This is a genomic window from Companilactobacillus mindensis DSM 14500, from assembly GCF_001434275.1.
Classification (GTDB): domain Bacteria; phylum Bacillota; class Bacilli; order Lactobacillales; family Lactobacillaceae; genus Companilactobacillus; species Companilactobacillus mindensis.
Genome location: NZ_AZEZ01000032.1, coordinates 1 through 20,953 on the forward strand (window position 1 = coordinate 1; position 20,953 = coordinate 20,953).

The 20,953-nt window shown below is 36.7% G+C and carries 20 protein-coding genes and 2 pseudogenes; 15 read left to right on the top strand and 7 right to left on the bottom strand.

Annotation, left to right across the window (positions count from 1 at the left end; all coding sequences use genetic code 11):
• Window positions 1-201 precede the first annotated feature (201 nt).
• Together FD29_RS03560 and FD29_RS03565 are read left to right on the top strand one after the other, a co-directional pair.
• Window positions 202-1,923 (top strand): ABC transporter ATP-binding protein, encoded by a 1,722-nt coding sequence (locus FD29_RS03560; RefSeq protein ID WP_057887590.1) that lies wholly within the window; start codon window positions 202-204, stop codon window positions 1,921-1,923.
• Window positions 1,920-3,547 (top strand): annotated as a pseudogene (locus FD29_RS03565) (ABC transporter ATP-binding protein). Before FD29_RS03560 ends, FD29_RS03565 begins: the two are co-directional and overlap by 4 nt.
• 78 nt (window positions 3,548-3,625) lie before the next feature.
• On the opposite strand, the gene FD29_RS03570 reads toward FD29_RS03565, so the two are convergent.
• The 3 genes from FD29_RS03570 to FD29_RS03580 all read right to left on the bottom strand — a co-directional run bounded on the left by FD29_RS03570 (window position 3,626) and on the right by FD29_RS03580 (window position 6,220).
• Window positions 3,626-4,555: an NADP-dependent oxidoreductase gene (locus tag FD29_RS03570; protein ID WP_057887591.1), complete on the bottom strand. Its 930-nt coding sequence runs from the start codon at window positions 4,553-4,555 to the stop codon at window positions 3,626-3,628.
• 64 nt (window positions 4,556-4,619) lie between these two features.
• On the bottom strand, window positions 4,620-4,982 hold the full coding sequence (locus tag FD29_RS03575) for a MerR family transcriptional regulator (RefSeq protein ID WP_057887592.1): 363 nt from the start codon (window positions 4,980-4,982) through the stop codon (window positions 4,620-4,622).
• Window positions 4,983-5,005: 23 nt separating this feature from the next.
• Window positions 5,006-6,220, bottom strand: coding sequence for an MFS transporter (locus FD29_RS03580; protein ID WP_057887593.1), 1,215 nt, complete (start codon window positions 6,218-6,220; stop codon window positions 5,006-5,008).
• Window positions 6,221-6,282: 62 nt separating this feature from the next.
• Between FD29_RS03580 and FD29_RS03585 the strand changes: the two genes are divergently transcribed.
• The 6 genes and pseudogenes from FD29_RS03585 (at window position 6,283) to FD29_RS03610 (ending at window position 10,342) form a co-directional block, all read left to right on the top strand.
• The gene (locus FD29_RS03585; protein ID WP_057887594.1) at window positions 6,283-6,648 is read left to right on the top strand and encodes a MerR family transcriptional regulator; all 366 of its coding nucleotides are present in this window, start codon (window positions 6,283-6,285) and stop codon (window positions 6,646-6,648) included.
• 281 nt (window positions 6,649-6,929) lie between these two features.
• Window positions 6,930-7,997 carry a ribosome small subunit-dependent GTPase A gene (gene rsgA, locus FD29_RS03590; RefSeq protein WP_057887595.1) on the top strand — a complete coding sequence of 356 codons (1,068 nt, stop codon included), beginning with the start codon at window positions 6,930-6,932 and terminating at the stop codon, window positions 7,995-7,997.
• Between the two features lie 124 nt (window positions 7,998-8,121).
• Window positions 8,122-8,328: a hypothetical protein gene (locus tag FD29_RS03595; protein WP_057887596.1), complete on the top strand. Its 207-nt coding sequence runs from the start codon at window positions 8,122-8,124 to the stop codon at window positions 8,326-8,328.
• Window positions 8,329-8,339: 11 nt separating this feature from the next.
• A pseudogene (locus FD29_RS11595) lies at window positions 8,340-8,540 on the top strand (helix-turn-helix domain-containing protein); the annotation flags it as partial.
• A 512-nt stretch (window positions 8,541-9,052) separates the two neighbouring features.
• Window positions 9,053-9,589: a DapH/DapD/GlmU-related protein gene (locus tag FD29_RS03605; protein WP_057887597.1), complete on the top strand. Its 537-nt coding sequence runs from the start codon at window positions 9,053-9,055 to the stop codon at window positions 9,587-9,589.
• Between the two features lie 3 nt (window positions 9,590-9,592).
• Entirely contained in the window at window positions 9,593-10,342 is a 750-nt protein-coding gene (locus tag FD29_RS03610) for an SDR family oxidoreductase (RefSeq protein WP_057887598.1), read from the top strand.
• A 55-nt stretch (window positions 10,343-10,397) separates the two neighbouring features.
• Here the strand turns inward: FD29_RS03610 and FD29_RS03615 are convergent, their stop codons facing one another.
• The gene (locus FD29_RS03615; protein WP_057887599.1) at window positions 10,398-11,075 is read right to left on the bottom strand and encodes a dihydrofolate reductase family protein; all 678 of its coding nucleotides are present in this window, start codon (window positions 11,073-11,075) and stop codon (window positions 10,398-10,400) included.
• A gap of 89 nt (window positions 11,076-11,164) precedes the next feature.
• On the opposite strand from FD29_RS03615, the gene FD29_RS03620 reads away from it, so the two are divergent.
• Entirely contained in the window at window positions 11,165-11,581 is a 417-nt protein-coding gene (locus FD29_RS03620; protein ID WP_057887600.1) for a MerR family transcriptional regulator, read from the top strand.
• A gap of 241 nt (window positions 11,582-11,822) precedes the next feature.
• Window positions 11,823-12,407 carry a hypothetical protein gene (locus tag FD29_RS03625; RefSeq protein WP_057887601.1) on the top strand — a complete coding sequence of 195 codons (585 nt, stop codon included), beginning with the start codon at window positions 11,823-11,825 and terminating at the stop codon, window positions 12,405-12,407.
• An 83-nt stretch (window positions 12,408-12,490) separates the two neighbouring features.
• Here the strand turns inward: FD29_RS03625 and FD29_RS03630 are convergent, their stop codons facing one another.
• Window positions 12,491-13,357, bottom strand: a complete 867-nt coding sequence (locus FD29_RS03630; protein ID WP_057887602.1) for a MurR/RpiR family transcriptional regulator — start codon at window positions 13,355-13,357, stop codon at window positions 12,491-12,493.
• Window positions 13,358-13,512: 155 nt separating this feature from the next.
• Here FD29_RS03630 and FD29_RS03635 point away from each other — a divergent pair, with 155 nt between their 5' ends.
• Window positions 13,513-14,241: an SDR family oxidoreductase gene (locus FD29_RS03635; RefSeq protein WP_057887603.1), complete on the top strand. Its 729-nt coding sequence runs from the start codon at window positions 13,513-13,515 to the stop codon at window positions 14,239-14,241.
• Window positions 14,242-14,251: 10 nt separating this feature from the next.
• Window positions 14,252-14,818 carry a sugar O-acetyltransferase gene (locus FD29_RS03640; RefSeq protein WP_057887604.1) on the top strand — a complete coding sequence of 189 codons (567 nt, stop codon included), beginning with the start codon at window positions 14,252-14,254 and terminating at the stop codon, window positions 14,816-14,818.
• 17 nt (window positions 14,819-14,835) lie between these two features.
• Here the strand turns inward: FD29_RS03640 and FD29_RS03645 are convergent, their stop codons facing one another.
• Window positions 14,836-15,402 (bottom strand): TetR/AcrR family transcriptional regulator C-terminal domain-containing protein, encoded by a 567-nt coding sequence (locus FD29_RS03645; RefSeq protein WP_235804254.1) that lies wholly within the window; start codon window positions 15,400-15,402, stop codon window positions 14,836-14,838.
• Between the two features lie 132 nt (window positions 15,403-15,534).
• Here FD29_RS03645 and FD29_RS03650 point away from each other — a divergent pair, with 132 nt between their 5' ends.
• Complete coding sequence (locus tag FD29_RS03650; protein ID WP_057887605.1) at window positions 15,535-16,380, top strand: NAD(P)H-binding protein; 846 nt, start codon at window positions 15,535-15,537, stop codon at window positions 16,378-16,380.
• A gap of 331 nt (window positions 16,381-16,711) precedes the next feature.
• A complete protein-coding gene (locus FD29_RS03655) occupies window positions 16,712-17,641 on the top strand; it encodes an EamA family transporter (protein WP_057887606.1) in 930 nt (309 codons plus the stop codon).
• 66 nt (window positions 17,642-17,707) lie between these two features.
• Here FD29_RS03655 and FD29_RS03660 read toward each other — a convergent pair whose 3' ends face one another.
• On the bottom strand, window positions 17,708-18,571 hold the full coding sequence (locus tag FD29_RS03660) for an SDR family oxidoreductase (protein WP_057887607.1): 864 nt from the start codon (window positions 18,569-18,571) through the stop codon (window positions 17,708-17,710).
• A 150-nt stretch (window positions 18,572-18,721) separates the two neighbouring features.
• Here FD29_RS03660 and FD29_RS03665 point away from each other — a divergent pair, with 150 nt between their 5' ends.
• Window positions 18,722-20,920, top strand: coding sequence for a Tex family protein (locus FD29_RS03665; RefSeq protein ID WP_057887608.1), 2,199 nt, complete (start codon window positions 18,722-18,724; stop codon window positions 20,918-20,920).
• Window positions 20,921-20,953 lie beyond the last annotated feature (33 nt).

Consider the following 20,953-nt stretch of genomic DNA (forward strand, 5'->3'; position numbering starts at 1 on the left):
AAAAAAGGCTCCATAACTGTTAGATTTCTTGTCTAACAATTATGAAGCACTTTAATTTAATCAGTGTACTATTTCTAATAACGTTTTAATTCATTTGCACTATCGGAGGGTCTGTGAATATTCAGGCTGGACAAGATACTAGTCGGTATCTTGTCCTTTTTTAACTGCTGGATTAAAACTCGGTCAAAAGGGAGGTATTTTATGAAAGTATTGATGCCATATATCAAGCGATATCGTAAAGATGCTTATATTGCACTTGTCTCGGTCATCGCTTTAGTATTTGCGACACTTTGGCAGCCACGATTACTACAAGTAATTATGAATGCCATTTTGAAGGGGAATAAAACCGTTATTTTCCAACAAGGAATCATCTTGATCATTTTGGCGATAATCGGAATCATCGCTGGGGTGATCAATACTATTTATTCAGCTCGGGTAGCACTTGGGGTAGCTACTGATTTAAGAGCAGATCTGTATGAGAAAGTGCAGACTTTTGCTTATGCGGACGTTGAAAAATTTTCGGCCTCGAACTTAGTCGTTAGAATGACTAACGATATTAACCAAGTTCAACAGATCGTCATGGCTGGTTTCCAACAGATCAGTCGAATTCCGCTATTCTTCATCGGAGCCTTCACTTTAGCAATGATCACGATGCCACAACAGTGGTGGGTCTTGATTGCGATGATGATAATCGTCTTGGGAGTCAGCTGGTATTCATACAAGAAGATGAGTGATTACTTTGTCCAGACGCAACAGTACATTGAAGATGTCAATACGGTCGCTCGTGAGAACTTGATGGGAATCAGGGTGGTAAAGTCATTTGTTCAAGAGCCGCATGAAATCGATAAATTTTCTAAGGCTTCAGATAAATTGACCAATGTTACAGCTAAAATTGGTTATAATTTTGCCATTTTAATGCCAGCGTTCTTTTTAACCGCTAATATTGCTGTGGCAGTATCAGTTTATATTGTCGGTCAGAATTTAACTATGCATCCAGCTTATTTAGCTGCCATTACCAGTTTTATTTCATATTTAATGCAGATTTTATATTCGGTTATCAATGGTGGTTTTTTAATGATCATGGCTTCAAGAGCTAATGTTTCACTCGGAAGAATCGGCGAAGTTATGGACACTGATCCAAGCATGACTTACGTTGAAGGCAATACAGATCCAGTTGCCGGAGATATTGAATTTGACCACGTCACTTTCACTTATCCAGGTGATGATAAACCAACTTTGAAAGATGTCAGTTTTAAAGTTAACGCTGGTGAAATGATTGGTATCGTCGGTGCCACAGGTTCTGGTAAAACGACTTTGGCACAACTCATCGCTCGTTTGTATGATCCTGATGAAGGGGTCATCAAAGTTGGCGGAATAGATGTCAAACAACTTTCTGAAGAATCATTACGTGAGACAGTTGCCTATGTTTTACAACGTTCAGCGCTCTTCTCAGGTACGATCTCAGCTAACTTGCGCCAAGTAAAAGCTGATGCATCAACGAGTCAAATGCAGTGGGCAGCCAACATTGCCCAGGCGTCAGAGTTTATCGAACGTTTGCCTTTGACATACGACGCTCCAGTTGAAGAACGTTCTTCTAACTTCTCAGGTGGACAAAAGCAACGTCTATCGATCACACGTGGAGTAATCGCTGAACCAAAGATTTTGATCTTGGATGATGCGACTTCAGCTCTAGATGCTAAATCAGAAAAGTTGGTTCAAGAAGCTTTGGACAAAGATCTGACGACTACAACCACTGTCGTTATTGCTGAAAAAATTTCTTCCATTATTAGAGCTGACCGTATCTTGGTCATGAATGATGGTGAAGTTGTCGGAAATGGCAATCACAAGGAATTAGTCGGCAACAATTCGATCTATCAAGAAATTTATCTAACGCAGAAAGCTCGAGAGGAGGGAATGTCGTGAGTGATTTAAGAAATGCAAGTAAATATTATTGGCACTATCTAAAGAAATACTGGTTCGGATTTACTATGACAGCTATTTTGATTGGAATTTCAACCGCCTGTATCGTAATTGCTCCAACATATCTCGGTCGCGCAGTTTCTGAATTGACCACTTATTTGCAGCAATGGAATAGCGCAACGACGCATTCTAGTGCTGATCTAGGTAATTTTCATAAAACGCTTTTGATTTACTTAGGATTGTATTTTGGCGATGCCGGAACACTTTTGATTGCCGGTTTAGTTCTCGCCAGGATCACGGCCTTTTCAACTGGTACGATGCGGGTCGGACTTTTTAGAAAGATGCAACGGATGCAAGTACAGTACTTTGATTCTCACAGTGATGGAGATATTTTGGCTAGATATACATCTGATTTGGATAATATCTTCAACGCCTTGAATCAAGCTTTGATTGAAATTTTCTTGGCCGTAGCGCAATTTATCGGTTTGTTGATCGTAATGTTTACGCAAAATACGACTATGGCTTGGGTCACAATGGCTGCAACGCCAATAGCCTTGATTGTTGCAGCTTTAGTGATGAAAAAAGCTGGCGTGGCCGTCAATCGTCAACAAGATGATATCGGTCGATTGAACGGTTACATCAATGAACAAGTCACTGCTCAAAAAGTTATCATTACTAATGGTTTGCTTTGAACGGAACCCTTTCAACTGGAGCTGCTTTGGCCTTGGTCGTTGTGTTCGTCAACTATGCACAACAATACTATCAACCAATCATGTCCTTGACTTCGCTTTACGGTATGATTCAATTGGCTATTACCGGTGCTCGGCGGGTTGATGAAGTTAGAAGTCAACCAGATGAGATCCAACCAAAGGACGGCAAAACATTACCTGGCATCAAAAAGGAATTGCAGATCGACGATGTTCACTTCAGTTATTTGCCAGGCAAGGAAATTTTGCACGGAGTATCTATCTCAGTCCACAAGGGTGAGATGGTAGCTTTGGTCGGACCAACTGGATCAGGTAAAACAACGGTTATGAATTTATTGAATCGTTTCTATGACGTTGACAGTGGCAAGATCACTATCGACGGGACCGATATTCGTGAGTTCTCCTTGCAGAATTTGCGGAAAAATGTCGGAATCGTTTTGCAAGATCCGCAATTATTCTCAGGTACGATTGCCGATAACATTCGCTTTGGCGACCCTAATGCCAATATGGATCAAGTTATCGATGCGGCTAAACAGGCTAACATTCATGACTTCATTATGAGTTTGCCTAAGGGATATGAGACGGAAGTTTCTGACGAACAGAGTGTCTTTTCAGCTGGTCAAAAACAATTGATGTCGATTGCCAGAACGATTTTGACTAATCCACAATTGTTGATCCTTGATGAAGCAACATCAAACGTTGATACGGTTACCGAAGCTAATATTCAAGCGGCTATGGATCGAGTCATCCAAGGTCGGACAAGTTTCGTAATTGCTCACCGCTTGAAGACGATTCTGAATGCTGACAAGATTGTAGTTCTAAAAGATGGAAATATTATTGAACAAGGTAATCACGAAGCTCTGCTTAAAGAAAATGGCTTCTATGCTGGCTTGTATCGTAATCAAATGGTTACCGATTAGAAATGAGTTTAAAAAGGCGTTGAAATTTATTTTTGTTAAATTTCAACGCCTTTTTTATAATTTCAATGATTGTTTAAATTAATTTTCTTCATGAATAACAATTTTTCCAGTCGTATGGCGACCTTCAATTGACTTATGGGCAGCAACGACACTTTCAACGCTGAAGGGGAGACTTTGAATCTCTAATTTGATCTTTTTCGAGAGAACCAATTCAGCTAAAGCATCCAGATCTTTACCAGTACCGTGAGTGAATTGAAAACTGGCATTTTTCTGTTCTTTGGTTGGTTGAGCTGCAATTGTGATTAGTTTTCCTTCCGGTTTCAGTACCTTTAGTCCAGTATCAATATCGCCAACGGTATCAAAGACAGCATCAAAATCATTCAAGACATCAGCTGGAGATTCTTTATGATAATCAATAACTTTGTCAGCACCAAGGCTTTTCAATAATTCACGATGATTTTCACTAGCTGTGGTTGCTACATAAGCACCAAAGGCTTTAGCGATTTGAACAGCGAAGAGACCAACGCCTCCCGCACCACCTTGGATCAAGATTTTTTGACCAGGTTGAAGCTTGAGACTGTGATTCATACCGTAATAGGCTGTGACGCCACCAATTGGTAAAGCTGCAGCTTGGTCAAAAGTTAAGCCATTGGGTAAATGCGTCAATTCAGTGGTATCGGTAGCGACGTATTCACTGTAAGTACCATTGTTAGCTTCGTGGGCAGTTTTAGCAGAGCCAAAGACTCCGTCGCCAACTTTAAAGTCAGTGATTTGTGAACCAACTTGGACAACGACACCTGAGAAGTCCCAGCCTAAAACAAGTGGGAAAGACCATTTGTCTGTAAAAGGTGTACCTAAAGCACCCATTCTCCCAGCAATATCCATGGGATTGATACTAAAGGCATGGATTTTGACTAAAACTTCATTTTCTTGGGGAACTGGACGATCCATATCTATTTCTTTAAATTCATCAGCGGAACCATATTTTGTAATTGCGATTGTTTTCATATTTATAACCTTCTTTTAAGTAAGTAAGGTTATCTTAAACTATGGTGTTAACACCATAGCAAGCTTATTTTTCAAAATAATCGATTTTTTTAGTTAAGAATTGATCAATCGACTTCAGACGGGCGATTTGTTGTCGAACATTTTGACGGTACTCGCGTAAGTCGGTAGCTTTTTGTTGGTCAGTCACGTCAAAATTATTCTTACTCAATAAGTTTAAATTCATGCCAAGAGTTTGGAAAATTTGTACAAAACGTAACCGTTCCAAGTTTTCCTGAGAATATTGGCGATAATTATTATTGTCCCGCTTGATGTCGCCTAGAATATTGAGATGTTCATAATATCTGAGAGCATCTTTAGTCATGCCAGTGATGGTGGTTACTTCTTTGGTAGAAAAATAAGTTTGATTTGGTATATCGAATGTTTTCATATTTTTCTCATCCTTTTTTTGAATTAATCGAATTCGTTCTCGGTTTTTTCTTGTACTGGAGGATTTACAAATCCTTTGCTCTTACGACCATGAATAAATAAATACCATAGTAAACCAATAATTATCGTGATGCTCATCAACCAGAATAATCCTCGGTAGCCAGTCATTGGCTCAATTACACCTAAAGCATATGGTCCAACGCCAAGACTAAGGTCAAAGAGGACAAAATATGTGGCCGTTGCCGGTGAGAGACGCTCGATGGGAACACTTTTAGCCGCAACGGTTTGACAGGTCGATTGAAAGTTACCGAATCCTAATCCAATCAAAAAGGCTGAAGTTAAGATCATCCAACCAGAATTGGCCGTGGCGAGTAGAACCATGCCTAACATATTAATAATAGCTGAGGGAACAATCACGGAATTTTCCCCAAAACGGTCAATGATCCTGCCTGTGAATGGACGGGAGATCAATATAGCAAAAGCATAAATCAAAAAGAAAAATGATGAGTAACTGGTAAGATTCAATTCAGTCGTATAAAAACTTAAATAAGCTTGGATAGCAGCGTAACCTAGACCGACAATAAAAATGGTACTGGCAATTGGGAGTGCTTTTGGTTCAAGAAAATCGCGAATAGTAATTTGGGGATGCTTATCAGTGAAGTGAAAAGTAATATTCTTATTATTAACTAATAGACAAAATAGTAAAGCACAGATTGATAACATTGTTTCCATGACAAACATATTGTTGAAACCTAAATGTTGCTCGATTAATAAGCCTACAAATGGTCCAATGGCAGTCGCCAAAATGGTACTCAAACTAAAGTAACCAATTCCTTCACCCGTTCTGGATTTAGGGAAAAGTAGTACCACAGCGGTATTAGTGACGGTACTGACTAAACCGATGCCGATTCCTTGGATTAAACGCACGATAATTAAAAAACCAACTGAATTGACGAATTGATATAATAAAGCAGTTGGAATTAATAGAATAGTACCAGCAAGCATTAAACTTTTATTGCTAAAAATGTGAGTCAGATAGCCACTCGAAAAACGTGATATCAGTATTCCGATAACGGTTATTCCGACAATAAGCCCTGAAGTACTAGTTGAAGTTTGCAAATGATTTACTGAGTATAGTCCGATGGTAACCATCAAGCTATAATAGCTAGTCATAACGAATAAGTTGGTTAAAGCCAAGAACCAAAAGTCACGACTGAAGAGTGATTCATGAGTATTCAAGATAAGATTCCTCCATTTTTCTGAAAACAACAAATTCTATCTTACATAATGGAGTTAAGTCCATGTCAAACAAAAAATTATATTCGATCGGTGAATTTTCTAAAATAACTGGTCTAAGTCCAGATACCATCAGATTTTATGAAAAAAAGGGACTGATACATCCACATCGAGGACCTCGACAGTTGCGACAATATACGGATGCCCAAGTAGATCATGTGGCTTTATTGTTAAGACTCAAGGCAGCGGGATTTACATTAGATGAAATTCATATTTACACTGATTACCGCGGTCAAGGTCCCGAAACGATTCCGACACGATTAAAGTTGATGGGAGAAAAGATTGAGACACTTAATAAAAAGCAAAGTGATATTAAAGCTAGTATTAAATATCTACATGAAAAAATGCAATTTTTGCGAGATCAACAGTGATTTAAATAAAATGAATTTACGAGTTGACAGTTAGTCTACTTGATGTTAATTTTGGTTTATATTAAAAATATGAGGTAAATGCTTTATGAAGGTCATTCGTTAAGATTTAGAGAATATGAAAGAAAAACAGTTAATAAACTGCTTATTTTGTATACCCTAATGCTTTGCGAAGACTGAAAATGGCGTAAGCGTCCTTTTCTAATTTGTGGTGCAGTCGGGTGACTGGACCTTTTTTTGTCGCAAGCATTTGGATATACCACTTGCGAAGGGAATAAATAAAATTGGAAATTAATTTAAGTAAATATGGTTTGACTGAAGAATTTAAAAAAGCAGCAGCACAAGATGCCCAATGGGAATTAGCTAGAGTAACTGAGCAACACCGCAATCTCTACAAAATAGTAACAAAATCAGGTTTTTATCAAGCACAAGTATCGGGAAAATTGCATCATGAGAGTGAAACATCAAGTGATTTTCCGGCGGTTGGTGATTGGGTATTGGTTTCTAAAAATACCGATCAAGCCGTAATTCATAAAATATTAATGCGTAAAAGTGTTTTGAGTCGGGAAAACTCAGGCAGTGATCGAACTGGTCAGATCATCGCCAGCAATATTGACGTAGTTTTCATCTGTATGTCATTGAACGATAATTTCAACGTTCATCGGGTAGAAAGATACTTAACGATTGCTTGGGACAGTGGCGCTTTACCAGTGGTAGTTTTGACAAAGTCGGATTTGTGCGATGACTTGGCTGATAAGTTAAAAGCTTTGGAAGAGGTCTGTTTTGGAGTTGATATCATTGTCAGTTCGGTCACCGACAAACAAGGTTATGATGAACTGTTATCATTCACAACGCACAATCGCACTGTGGCCTTTGTAGGTTCATCCGGTGTAGGAAAATCGACTTTGATCAACTGGTTGATAGGAGCTGATGTTTTGGCAACTAAAGAAATCCGTTTCGCTGATGACAAAGGTCGACATACGACGACGTCTAGAGAATTATTGACTTTGCCAAATGGCGGAATTGTGATCGATACCCCAGGTATGAGGGAATTACAGATTTACCTTGGCGATTTGTCGAAGACCTTTAGCGATATCGAGCAACTAGCTTTGAATTGTAAATTTCGTGACTGTACTCATCAAAAAGAACCAGGTTGCGCGGTGAAAGCTGCGGTTGAACAGGGAAGACTTTCACAGGATAGATTAAATAGTTATTTTAAATTAAAACGAGAAATGTCATATGATGATATGAATTCTCGACAGTTGGAAAATGATAAGATCCAACGGATGTTTGGTGGAAAGAAGCAAATGCAGAAAGCCCGCAAACAGATGTTGAAGATTAAACGGCGTTAAAAAAGAGAGTTATCAGTTTGAAAAAAATTGATAACTCTCTTTTTAATTATTGTAAAACAATAATAAAATATCGATTAACATTAAAATAATTATGTAGTACAATACAAGTGACGGAGGGGATAATATGAAAAATATAACTAATTTGATTTTAAAATTATTATCAGTATTAACAATTGTGGCTCAAGTGATATTCTCATTAGTCAGTAATATCTTTGCTAATTCGTGGTCACAAATTGGGATTTACGTTATATTTATAGCAATTCTCTATACGATTTACCTTGTTTTCAAATATGGAGTAGAATTGCAAAACGATGCAAATACAGTAATTTAGGTGTGATGTAGATGGTAAAAGTTAATCTTGATCTAATGATGGTCAAACGGGGTGTATCCTCAAAGGACTTGGCCAAAGCAATTGGAATAACGCCCGCAAATTTATCAATTTTAAAAACTGGCAAAGCTAAAGGTATCAGATTTGCCACGCTAGATAAAATTTGTGAAGTTCTGGATTGCCAACCAGGTGATATTTTGGAACATACAGAAGGTAATGAGATGAGTAAAGTTGAAGCAGAAAAGTTAGACAAGGCCAATAGAACGGAATTAATGAATTTGCTCAGACCGGCCTATAACAATGTCAAAGATCCCAAATTTAGTAATTTCAAAATTCAGTTAGTTCAATTTTCCAAAGAAATTGAAGGCAGGCCGATTTATCTTTGAAGTTGAAAGAACGTATTTCGGGTTTACCAAAAGAATATAGGGATATTTATTACTTTGTTGAGCCACAATTAAAAAAGGTCGACGCAGAAGTAATTGATCGTTATAACCACTATGGTTTTGTTCCACTGAGATTTGGAAGTACCGTTAAATATGATTAAAAAGAGGCTCGATTTCCAATAATTCGAAATAATCGGATACATGGGAATTGAGCCTTTATTTGTTCATTCTATTATTACAAAAATGTATAATTTTAAATACAATATAAGTATTAGACATTATCATGCTGAAGCTTTAATCTATACATTCGTAATGTAAATGGTAATAGATGATGCAGGTGAATAATGTCAGAAAAAATGGATTTGAATTCAGAAAAATATCAAGAGATTCAAAAAGTGATCGATAAAAATTTAGAATTAGTTCAAGAATTGAATATGAAACCACGGACGATTGATCAAACACGTAAAATTGTCAGTGAAATTATTGGCGAGGAACTCGATGAATCAGTCGAAATAAGATTGCCATTTCAAACTGATTTTGGAGCCAATATTCATATCGGTAAAAATGTCTATATCAATAATGGTTCAATGTTTACTGACATGGGTGGAATTTATTTGGATGACAATGTTTTGATTGGACCCAATGTCACAATTGTTTCGGTCAATCATCAGATGCAACCTAATAATCGTAGAAATTTGGTATTGAAACCAGTTCACATCGAAAAGAATGCTTGGTTAGGTGCTGGTGTTATCGTTACTCCTGGGGTCACCATTGGTGAAAATGCAGTTGTTGGTGCTGGGGCTGTAGTAACACATGATGTTGCAAAAAATACTGTCGTTGCCGGTGTTCCAGCAAAGATAATTAAAAAAATTGAGGAATAAAATATGACTTTAAAAGATAAAGTAGTAGTAATAATGGGTGCTTCCAGCGGAATTGGTGAGGCAACAGCCAACCTATTAGCTAAAAGTGGTGCCAAATTAACGATTGCGGCCCGGAGAATGAATCGACTAGAAAAAATCGTTCAAAATAATACTGGAGCAGAAATTTTACCAGTTGAAGCCGACGTTTCAAAATCCGATGAAGTTCAAAATGTGATCGATAAGACCGTTGGAAAATATGGTCGTGTTGATGTGATGTTCAACAATGCCGGAATCATGCCGGTCAATAATTTGGATGCCATTGCCCGTGAGGAATGGCAAAATATTATGGATATCAATGTCAAAGGTGTTTTGAATGGTATTGCTTCAGTTTTACCAGTAATGAAAAAACAACAGAGCGGTCATATCATCACAACTTCGTCAGTTTTGGGATACGAAGTATTACCTGGCTATGCAGCGTACTCTGGCAGTAAATATGCCGTTCGAGCCATTATGGAAGGCCTTCGTCAGGAAGAACGCGCTAATAATATTAAAACGACAGTTATTGCTCCAGGTACTGTTCAGACTGAATTATTCAAGTCGATAAATAACAAGGATATTAGAGAACAACTTGAAAGTTTAAAGGATCTACCCGGTGCGGATATGCAAGCTTTACAACCAGAAGAAATCGCTGAAGCAGTAGCTTTTGTGATCAATACACCTAAGAATATGGCCGTCAATGAAATGGTTATCAGACCTACTGGGCAAGAAGTGTAAAAAATAGTAGCAATCCCTCATTTGGATTGCTACTATTTTACATTAATGCTTGAGATTAGTGAGTGACACTATATCTTAACCAAACAGCGTCAGAATCATATTGTTTAACACTTTCAAGATGTAAGGCGATTGGTTGTTCACTCTTATCCAAGCCATCAAAAACGGCAGCCTGATTTTTACGACCATCGACACCGGCACCAATTAAAATACTGACTTCGTCGACGAGACCTTCAGCTAACATTGAACCGTTAATGTGACCACCACCAACTATGGCCAAACGTTTAACAGCAAATTTCTCTAAAAGAATTTCCATAGCCCGTTTTAAGTTGATCTTTTCAGCCCCAGTAGCGATCCAAGAGACGTGTTTAGTATCAAGGTAATCGAAGTATTCTTTGGGAGCCGTTTCGCTAGTAATAATTAGATGTGGACGTGAGGCGTTTTGGTCGTCATTCCAGAGCAAAGTTCCATGTGTATCGACGACGATTTCATAACCATCAGCGTTGGCATTTTTACGGAAAGCTTCCTGAGCAATGGTTTGTTTGTTCTTGGCTTCAAAAACGCCATCGGCAAGTTCAAGTTGTCCAGTGATACGGCCACTCAAACGGTTAGGGGCGTTGAAAGAGTTCAAGGTATCATAGTATTCATCAACGCCACGAAGGTGTTCAGTCATGTTGCAGTCAATTCGACCATCGACTGAAGTCATCATGTGACAAATAATATATGGTTTATTCATGTTTAAACAATATCTCCAATCATTCTGATATGATTTTATGATATTACTTAAAGTGCACTTTAAAGCAAGTAATGAAAGGAAATAAATTAATGTTAAAAACATATTCAATCAGTCAAGTTAGTGAAATTTTACAGATACCAAGTTCGACAATTAGATATTATGATGGATTAGAATTATTGCCACGGTTGCGAAAGAGTGCCAATGGCGTTCGTCAATTTTCTCAAAATGACATCAACACGCTACGTATAATCGAATGTTTGAAACGAGCTGGGTTGAGTATGAAAGAAATCAAACGATTCACAGAACTCAGTCAACAAGGAGATGCTAGTCTTCAAGAGCGGAGAGAGTTATTTTATAATGCTCGAGAGAACTTTGCTAAGAAATTAGCTCAAATGCAAGAAACTATGAAGGTACTTGATTTCAAATGTGCTTATTATGATCAAGCTTTAGTCGACGGAACTGAAAAATCTGTTCAAGAAGATATGTCGTTAGGTAATGTCGTTTAAGAACAAAAAAGCGAATCCAAGAGGATTCGCTTTTTTTTGTCCGATAATTAGAAAATTTTATGTTTAATAATAAGTTTACGAATATAAATAAAATATTAATAATTGAAAACAGTTTTTGCTTGTTTTGATATTTGATTTTCCTTAAAATAAAAAATAATCATGATTTGGTCTAGACAAATGTCTAATGATATTACCCATGATCAAATTGAATAAAAGATTATTTTATAAAAAGGGGAGAATTATGAAAAACAAAAATTTTTTTAGAAAGTGGCAATTTTGGACTAACGTTATAGGCATTATCTGTATTTTAGGGGTTATTTTATTTATTAATCAAAATAATCATTCAAAAAAACAAAGTTCAGCAGGTGTTCGTAGTTCACATGTTGAAAAGAAGCACTCTACAAAAATTAACAAGCCAAAAAAGAAAGTGAAAATTCAAAAAAAGGAAGAAAATTCAGAACCAACACCGGAACAAGAAGCTGAGAAGATTGATAAAGCTTTTGTTGCTACGGATTACGATTCGACAATTCCATATGATAGTCTTGCCAGAACTCCTAAAGAGAATATGTCCAAAAAGGTTACTTATAATGGAGAAGTGGTTCAGGTAATGGAAGATGACAAATTAACAGAATTACGTGTTGCTATCGATGAAAATCACGATAATATCATGTACTGTATTGTTCCTACAAGTATCTTACATGACACTCATATTTTAGAAGATGATAATGTTAAAATTTATGGAATAACTTCGGGATTAAAGAGCTATGAATCCACTATGGGTGGAAAAATAACGATTCCATCGTTGATTGTTGCTTTTCTAATATAGATTAAACTCATAAAATTTCCCCTTAAAATTGATAGTTATAAAATATATTGTACTATTCAGATGGTAATAAAGATTAAAAATATCTAAATGTTATCAGAAAGAATGCCTTCTTGAATGATTTTTTGACGCTTTTGAAGGATTTTGATATTTTGTTTAAAATGACGTTTAAACATACAAGCATAAATAGAATTCAGTAGAAATTCGAAGCCTATTTGTGAAGAAAAAGGGGCAATTTTGGCAAATTCAGTTTCTTGGTTGTCAGTGATCAATGTATAAGTTGAAAAATTCAATAAGTTAGAATTAGGATTTCCAGTCAATAAAATGATTGGAATGTTTTGTGATCGAAGGTACCCCATTATTTTATGATAATGTTTCATCTGACCACCGTAAGAGATAAAGAGGGCACAGTCATTTGGGGTTAAATTAGTAGTGTTCCAAGCTTCTTCGCGATATTCTTCAGCCAGAATAGCTATTTTGTCCAGTTTAACTAACTTATTTTGGAAAGATCGGCCAGTTATTTGTGAGTCTCCTTGACCATAGATCAAAATTTTGTCTGATTTTAATAGGCAATCGCAAATTTTGGAAAGTATTTTCGTATCTAACTGTAAGACTGTTTCAGTGATAGTATTTTTAGTCAAGTTGGCAAGCAATTCAGTGATTTCCTTGTCTGAAGAAGAGTCATTGAAAGGAAAGTTGTTGTCAATTGGGACTTTTTGCTCGATCTTAGCCAATGAAGCTTTGATTAAAGCATTCTTGAAGTCTTTATAACCTGCAAAATTTAATTTTTTGGCCAACCGAATGACGGCAGAATGCGAGGTATAGGTGGCTTCTGATAAATCAGTGATCGTTAGATTTGAAATCGTATCGAGATTTTTTAAAATGTAATCAGCAAGTCTTTTTTCATTATTTGTAAAATTGTCAGTTTGTTTAAGTAATTGAATTACGGACATATTGCCTCCTAATTTGAACATTTTGTTCAGTCAGAAAATAAATTATGTTAATAAATTGAACATTAATTCCATTTTATACTAAAACTATTAAATAATATCCTGCCATTTGTAATACTGATTCTCGAAGGTTCAAAGAAATCATTGGAGGATTAGTTATGGAAAACTTAGAAGGTAAGACAGCAATTATTACAGGAGCTAGTTCAGGTTTTGGTAAAGGAACTGCTTTGGCATTCGCTAAGGCCGGATGCGATTTAGTTTTGACCGGTTTCAACAGTGATAAACTACAAGCCGCAGCCACAGAATGTAAAGAATTTGGCGTTAAAGTCGTCTATTTTGCTGGTGATATTCAGGATGAACAGACTGCTATTAAGACGGTTAATTTGGCAATGGAAAATTTTGGTCAAATTGATATTTTAGTTAATAATGCGGGAATTGGCAGAACCTTGTCGATTGAAGAAACTAGCATGAGTGATTTTGATTTGGTTATGAATACAAATGTCAGAGGAGCTTTTGCCTTTACTAAGTATGTCGTTCCTGAAATGAAACGTCGTCACGATGGACAGATCATTATGGTATCTTCAGTCACAGGTATCAAAGGACACGCTGACGAATCAGCTTATACATGCAGTAAATTTGCTTTGCGCGGATTGGCACAGTCGTTAGATAAGGAATTATTGGCTGACGGAATCAAAACTTGTGTCATTTGTCCTCATGCTGGGGCAACGAATTTTGAAGTGGGGTACGGCCGTACTAAAAAAGGTGTGGCCCAATCAGGCTTTTTGACCCCAGAGGATGTTGGCCAAGCAATGGTAAGTATTTGTTTCCAACCAAAGAACTCAAGAATCGTTGAACTTAGACTGGCATCTAATAATGTTAAGTATTAAGGAGAATTTTATGAGTAAAAGTGAATTAGAGAAGTTGGATAATGGCGAGTGGTATTCATTTGATGATGATGAAGTTATTAAGAGAAAAGCTCGTGCCGCCAAACTTTGTCAGGAATTTAATGAAATTTCTGCCACGGAATCTGAAAAGCAAACAGCAAAGATCAAAGAGATATTCGGTTCGTATGGTAAGAATGTCTCAGTTCAAAGTCGTTTCAATTGTGATTATGGCAAAAACATTCACGTCGGAGATTACTTTTTGAGTAATTATAATTTAACCATCTTAGATGTGGCTCCAGTGAATATTGGTAATAATGTGATGATTGGACCTAATGTTGATATTTATACAGTCAATCATCCAATGACAGCTAAAGGAAGAAGAGACTATTTGGCCAAAGGTTTTCCAGTGAAGATTGGAAATGACGTCTGGATCGGTGGCAAATCATCCATCATGCCAGGTGTTACGATTGGTAATAATGTTGTCGTTGCGGCAGGAGCAGTGATTACCAAAGATGTTCCCGATAATAGTTTGGTTGGTGGAGTACCTGCCAAAGTGATTAAGAAATTGTCAGTTGATTAAGGAAAATTAGAGCCAGATTATTTGACGAATTTGGTATCTTTGAAGGAAAAATTTTGATATGCAATCTTTAAAAATTCAGGAGTATGGTCATATTGAAAAGTGGCTAGATCAGTGATGGATATGAATGTATCATCGTCTAACCATTCTTTGAATAAGCCCATGGTCCCATAGGAATGATATTTTATTTCATATAGTTGTTTTCTTGATAAGCTGGTTTTAAATACAGTTTCAACAGCAATTTTAGCCGTTTCAAGATTAAATTTTTGAATGTATTGATTGATTGAATTTTGTGAATCGTCTGTATAAGTTTTTTGATAGAATGATCTTAGTTTGTTCATATTAGTTAAATTGTCTACGATACTTGAAATCGAGTATTCAGGAGTATCTGCATCATATGTTCGTGAAAAATCACGTAAGAAGATCCAAGCTATCAATTCGTATTTATCGTGAAAATGATAGTAAAATGTCTGCGGAATCGTATTACATTTTTTACAAAGATCCACAATACGAATTTTGTCGATGGGAGTAGTTTTGATCATTCTTTCAAAAGTTTCTGCGAAAAGTATCTTAGTTCTGTTTTTCAAAATTAGCCTCACTTTTTATATAAAATGCATATAACATCTAAAATTTATATGAAATACCATTTTTATCTAATGATTAATTGTATTTTATCATTTATATTGTTCTTCACAGTTGATAGAAGGAGATATATAAATATGAATATTATGGTAACTGGTGCAAATGGTGGTTATGGAAGTCTGGCGATTGATTATCTTCAAAAATTGGCACCGAATGCAAATGTTTATGGCCTGGTCAGAAGTGAAGCTAAGGGAGCAGCCCTGAAAGAAAAAGGAATTCAAATTCGCATTGGTGATTATGCGGACTTTGATTCAATGAAAAAGGCTTTAAATGGCATTGATCGGTTATTATTCGTTTCTTCACCGATACCTGGAATTCAAAAGAATGTCGTTGACGCTGCGATTGCAAATGATGTTAAATATATTGCTTATACAAGCATTTTTCAGCCTGAATATTCAAAATTCGGCTTGGAGATCAATCATAAGCAGACTGAAGAATGGATCAAAGAGTCAGGAATTGCTTATACAATTCTAAGAAATAGTTGGTATATGGAAGTTAACCAAGCCTTGTTTGAATATGTTAAGAAAACTGATAAATTTGTTTATTTTGCAACAGAAGGTAAACTTTCCTTTGCATTAAAACGGGAATATGCCGAAGCTGGTGCTAGAGTTATTTCTAAGGGAGATTTTGGATCAATAATAAATTTAGCAAATACACCTCGAAGCTATGAAGAAATATCACTTGCTGCTCAAAAGGCTGTGGGACATGGATTAGATATTGAGACAGTTAGGAGTAATGAATTTATCCCAAAGCTAGTTTCAGCAGGTATTTCAGCAAATTTGACAAACGTATCTGCAGCTTATCAAGAATATACACTCAAGAGAAATAACGGTGAAGAAAGGGCTGATAAAACTGAATTTGAGAAGATTTTGGGTCATCCGCTAACAAGCTTATCTGATGCCATCAAAGAATTAGAATCTTAATTGAATATAATTTCAAAAAAAGATTGAAGAAGTGTTTTATTTTACTTCTTTGATCGTTTTTTATATAAATGTACGGAACCAAAGATAGTAAAGAAATGACTATAAAAATGTGCCGCTTTTCTGAGCACATTCAAAGATACGACTTCACTTTAAAATTTTTATCGAAATCCTTTTTTTCAAACATTATCTGCAATTGAGAATAACGAAACTACATCATAATGTTATAATTACAAACGGATTATTAAATTTTATTATATATATGCCAATGATTTTCTTATAAAGAAATGAGATATATTTATTTTTTTCGTGGCTTAAAAGGGGATTATTATTCATGAGTGATAAAGGAGTAATATCATCAAGCGATAAAAAACGGGGAATAGCTATTTCGCTTGTTAGTCAGACTCTTTGGGGGATGGCAGGGAATGTTGCGCAGTATCTCTTTGTGGCCACTGCTATTACAGTTGAATGGTTAGTGAGTTTTAGATTGATTTTGGCAGGAATCATTCTTTTAGTATTTTGGGGAGTAACACACGGTTTTAAAGATTTGATGGCAATTTGGGAGAGTAAACAAAGTGCTTTTATGCTGATTCTATTCAGCGTGTTTGGAATGTTAGGAATTCAGTTAACTTATTTCATGACTATTAATTACAGTAATGCTGCCACTGCTACAGTCTTACAATTTACTTCACCAGTATTGATCATTGGGTATTTAGCGTTACGAAATCGTAAACTGCCTAATCGAGTCGATGCTATCACAGTGGTAGTAGCGGTCATTGGAACCTTTTTGCTGATTACTGAAGGGCATTTGAACGCCTTGAGTATTTCGATGACGGCCTTGATCTGGGGATTTTTGACAGCGGTGACAGATTCAATTTACATTTTATTGCCTAAAAAATTGTTGATAAAATATGGAGCCGTACCAGTAGTGGCATGGTCATTTCTTATCGGTGGTTTAGTAATGAACGTGGTTCATCCAATTTGGGTCGGTTTGCCAGCTTTTACTTGGACGATTTTTTGGGCCTTGGTATTCATGGTGATTCCAGCGACAACGTTTGCATACTTGATGGAGTTACAGAGTGTGCCATTGTTAAAGCCAGAGATGGTGGCAATCTTGCAGTCAGTTGAGCCGATTACTTCAACTTTGATTGCCGTTATCTTTATGGGAGTTACTTTCAACTGGGTCGGTTCCTTAGGGATAATTTTAGTTATTGCAACAGTGTTTATTCAAGCATTAGCTAGTCGAACTAACAAGATGAAATAACGTTAAATTCATATCAAAAAAGTAGGTCATCATTTGTAAAATGATAATCTACTTTTTTTTACTATATTATAGGAAGTCTTCTTTATAATCTTCAATGAAATTTTGAATGTTTCGTGGCTTATGACCTAAAACTTTGGCAGCGGTGTCAGTCACTTCTTTTGCGTTACCAAGTTGGGTGATCAGATAAAGCATTACCATTACATTAACAAAATCTTTTTTAAGACCCCTTTGTAACATAACTTTGCGAAATTTCAATAGACTGGGACGATTGTAAGTATATGTTGTTCCTAAGGTTTTAGTCATAATTTGGGCAACCTCTGAATAAGATAGTGCCATTGGGCCTGTGATATTTAATTTTTGATTGATGTATCGACTGTCTAAAAGGGTGATACCAGCTATTTCACCAATGTCTCTAGTGTCGATGAAACTAGTTCGTGAATTGCCAGCAGGTACGAATAGATCGTGATTTTTTTGAAGATCTTCTTTGTGAGTCGTGTTGAGATTTTGCATAAAGAAACTTGGTCTGATGAAGGTATATGGCAATTCCAAATCTAAAATCAGTTGTTCAATTTTGTGATGCGGCGTCATAGGATTTTTTTCAACTCCTAATAGTGACACGAAGACAATTTGTTCAATGTTTTTTTGCTTAGCAAATTTTAAAAAGGGCAACATATCAGTTTTAGGATCAGCCAGTTGTGGTGGACGGACAAAGAAAACTTTGTTTACACCGTCGAAAGCAGCTTCAAAAGTTGTAGGATCTAAAAAGTCAAAGTGTTTAATTTCAACTGTATCCATTCCTTGGAACTTATTGGCAGATTTAGTTAAATTATGAACGCCGGCAATTATCCTAATTTGTTTTTGATTTAGGTATTGAATCAAAGGCCAGCCAATATTGCCAGTCCCACCAATTATTAATATTTTATCAGTCATTTTGATTGCTCCTAAAAAGGAAATTTATATTAATATTATAATCTAGCAAAATAATTAAAACACAAGAAATCGAGAAACGCCGTCCATGATATAATTATCAGTATCTTATTTACTGTACTTAAAGGATAGTTTGGATTTATGGAGGATCACATGGCAACAAAAACAGAAAATAATCTGATCGATTTAGCTCAACCAGTTCATCAACAATTAAGTCAATTTCGAGTTCAACAGATTCAAGCGGTATTAAATCTGTTGGAAGATGGCAACACAGTTCCATTCATTGCTCGTTATCGAAAAGAAATGACGGGAACTTTGGATGAAGTTGCCATTCGTCAAATTGAAGATGAGGCTAATCGCTTGATGAAACTCAATCAACGTCGTGAGGATGTTTTGAAGTTGATTCAAGAACAAGGTAAGTTGACGCCTAACCTAAAAAAGCAATTGGAACAAGCAACTGTTTTACAACAAGTTGAAGATTTGTATCTTCCTTACAAACAAAAGCGTCGTACCAAAGCTACTATTGCTCGTGAAGCTGGTCTAGAACCGTTGGCTGACTGGTTATTGACTTTCCCCAAGAGTGGATTAGATGCCAAAGCAAAGACCTTTATTGCTAAAGATAAAGATTTGCCAGATTTAGATTCTGTTTGGGATGGTGTCCATGAGATCTTAGCTGAAACTTTCAGTGATCGAGCTGATTTTCGTGAATGGATTCGTGGCTACACGTGGCAAAACGGTCAATTAACTAGCAAGGTCAAACGTGGCGCTAAAGAAAAAGATGAACAACAAGTTTATGCGACTTACTATGATTTTCAACAAGCCTTGAAACAGTTGCCACCTTATCGAGTATTGGCCATTAATCGTGGTGAAAAAGAGAAAATTTTGACTGTCGGAATCGATGTGGATCCAACGGCAATTTTACGTTTTGGACACTCGCATTTAGTTCACCAGCACCAAGAACCAGCAGTGGCAAAAATTGACGCTGCTTTCGAGGATGCCTATAAACGATTCTTAGGACCAGCTATCGAACGTGAATTGCGTCGTCAATTGTCTGATAAAGCTGATACCCATGCGATTCAAGTCTTTGGCAATAATCTGTACCATCTTTTGATGCAGGCACCGTTGAAAGGTAAAGTCGTGATGGGTTTTGATCCGGCTTATCGAACTGGCTGCAAGTTAGCCATCATGGATAAAAATGGTCGTTTCTTGGCTAAACAAGTTATTTATCCGCACAAACCAGCTAGCAGTAAACAACGAGAGGCTGCCGGTCCCGAATTTAAGAAATTACTCAAAAAGTATCACGTTGAAATGATTGCTATCGGTAATGGAACTGCCAGTCGTGAATCAGAAGAGTTTGTCAGTGAAATTTTGAAGACCTTGGACCATCCAGTGTATTACGTAATCGTCAATGAAGCAGGAGCGTCAGTATATTCTGCCAGCGCCAATGCTCGTAAGGAATTCGCTGATTTACACGTTGAAGAACGTTCGGCTATCAGTATCGGTCGTCGTTTGCAAGATCCACTAGCTGAATTGATCAAAGTTGATCCTAAAGCTATTGGGGTTGGTCAATATCAACATGATGTTCCTGAGAAGGCTTTGGATGAACAACTAGACCGAGTCGTTGAAACGGCAGTTAACCAAGTTGGAGTCAATTTGAATACTGCCAGTCCCGAGTTATTGACACATATTTCAGGTTTGACCGCTACGACTGCTAAAAATATCGTCAAGTTTCGAGATGAAAATGGAGCTTTTGATAATCGAAAGATTTTGAAGTCTGTACCAAGATTAGGACCTAAAGCCTATCAACAAGCGGTTGGCTTCTTGAGAATCATTGCTGGAAGTGATCCATTGGATAATACCGATATTCATCCGGAAAGTTATGCGGCTGCTCGTACATTGTTAACGGGAATTGATGCTAGTCCTGATATTATTGGCACAGCCGACTTACAACAAAAATTAAGTAAGCTAAATAAGACGGAATGGGCTCAAAAATTGGATATTGGTGAAGCAACTTTGACTGATATTATCGATGGTCTAAGTAAACCGGGGCGTGATCTGCGTGATAGCATGCCAGCTCCATTGTTGCGTCAAGACGTTTTGACAATGGCCGATTTAAAACCAGGGATGGAACTGCAAGGAACGGTCAGAAACGTGATCGACTTTGGTGCTTTCGTTGATATTGGTGTCAAACAGGATGGCTTAGTCCATATTTCACAACTTTCCGATCATTTTGTCAGTGATCCAAGTACTGTGGTGACAATTGGTGATATCGTAACGGTTTGGGTACTCAGTGTTGATGAGAATCGGAACCGAATTCAGTTGACGATGCGAAATGATAAAAAAGATATGTGATCAGTCAATTTGTTTTCACTGGGATATATTGCT

Excerpts from the sequence above, each read along its gene's own strand:
- FD29_RS03560 (WP_057887590.1), top strand. The coding sequence starts at position 202 with ATGAAAGTATTGATGCCATATATCAAGCGATATCGTAAAGATGCTTAT.
- FD29_RS03570 (WP_057887591.1), bottom strand. The coding sequence starts at position 4,555 with ATGAAAACAATCGCAATTACAAAATATGGTTCCGCTGATGAATTTAAA.
- FD29_RS03575 (WP_057887592.1), bottom strand. The coding sequence starts at position 4,982 with ATGAAAACATTCGATATACCAAATCAAACTTATTTTTCTACCAAAGAA.
- FD29_RS03585 (WP_057887594.1), top strand. The coding sequence starts at position 6,283 with ATGTCAAACAAAAAATTATATTCGATCGGTGAATTTTCTAAAATAACT.
- FD29_RS03595 (WP_057887596.1), top strand. The coding sequence starts at position 8,122 with ATGAAAAATATAACTAATTTGATTTTAAAATTATTATCAGTATTAACA.
- FD29_RS03605 (WP_057887597.1), top strand. The coding sequence starts at position 9,053 with ATGTCAGAAAAAATGGATTTGAATTCAGAAAAATATCAAGAGATTCAA.
- FD29_RS03610 (WP_057887598.1), top strand. The coding sequence starts at position 9,593 with ATGACTTTAAAAGATAAAGTAGTAGTAATAATGGGTGCTTCCAGCGGA.
- FD29_RS03615 (WP_057887599.1), bottom strand. The coding sequence starts at position 11,075 with ATGAATAAACCATATATTATTTGTCACATGATGACTTCAGTCGATGGT.
- FD29_RS03620 (WP_057887600.1), top strand. The coding sequence starts at position 11,165 with ATGTTAAAAACATATTCAATCAGTCAAGTTAGTGAAATTTTACAGATA.
- FD29_RS03625 (WP_057887601.1), top strand. The coding sequence starts at position 11,823 with ATGAAAAACAAAAATTTTTTTAGAAAGTGGCAATTTTGGACTAACGTT.
- FD29_RS03630 (WP_057887602.1), bottom strand. The coding sequence starts at position 13,357 with ATGTCCGTAATTCAATTACTTAAACAAACTGACAATTTTACAAATAAT.
- FD29_RS03635 (WP_057887603.1), top strand. The coding sequence starts at position 13,513 with ATGGAAAACTTAGAAGGTAAGACAGCAATTATTACAGGAGCTAGTTCA.
- FD29_RS03640 (WP_057887604.1), top strand. The coding sequence starts at position 14,252 with ATGAGTAAAAGTGAATTAGAGAAGTTGGATAATGGCGAGTGGTATTCA.
- FD29_RS03650 (WP_057887605.1), top strand. The coding sequence starts at position 15,535 with ATGAATATTATGGTAACTGGTGCAAATGGTGGTTATGGAAGTCTGGCG.
- FD29_RS03655 (WP_057887606.1), top strand. The coding sequence starts at position 16,712 with ATGAGTGATAAAGGAGTAATATCATCAAGCGATAAAAAACGGGGAATA.
- FD29_RS03660 (WP_057887607.1), bottom strand. The coding sequence starts at position 18,571 with ATGACTGATAAAATATTAATAATTGGTGGGACTGGCAATATTGGCTGG.
- FD29_RS03665 (WP_057887608.1), top strand. The coding sequence starts at position 18,722 with ATGGCAACAAAAACAGAAAATAATCTGATCGATTTAGCTCAACCAGTT.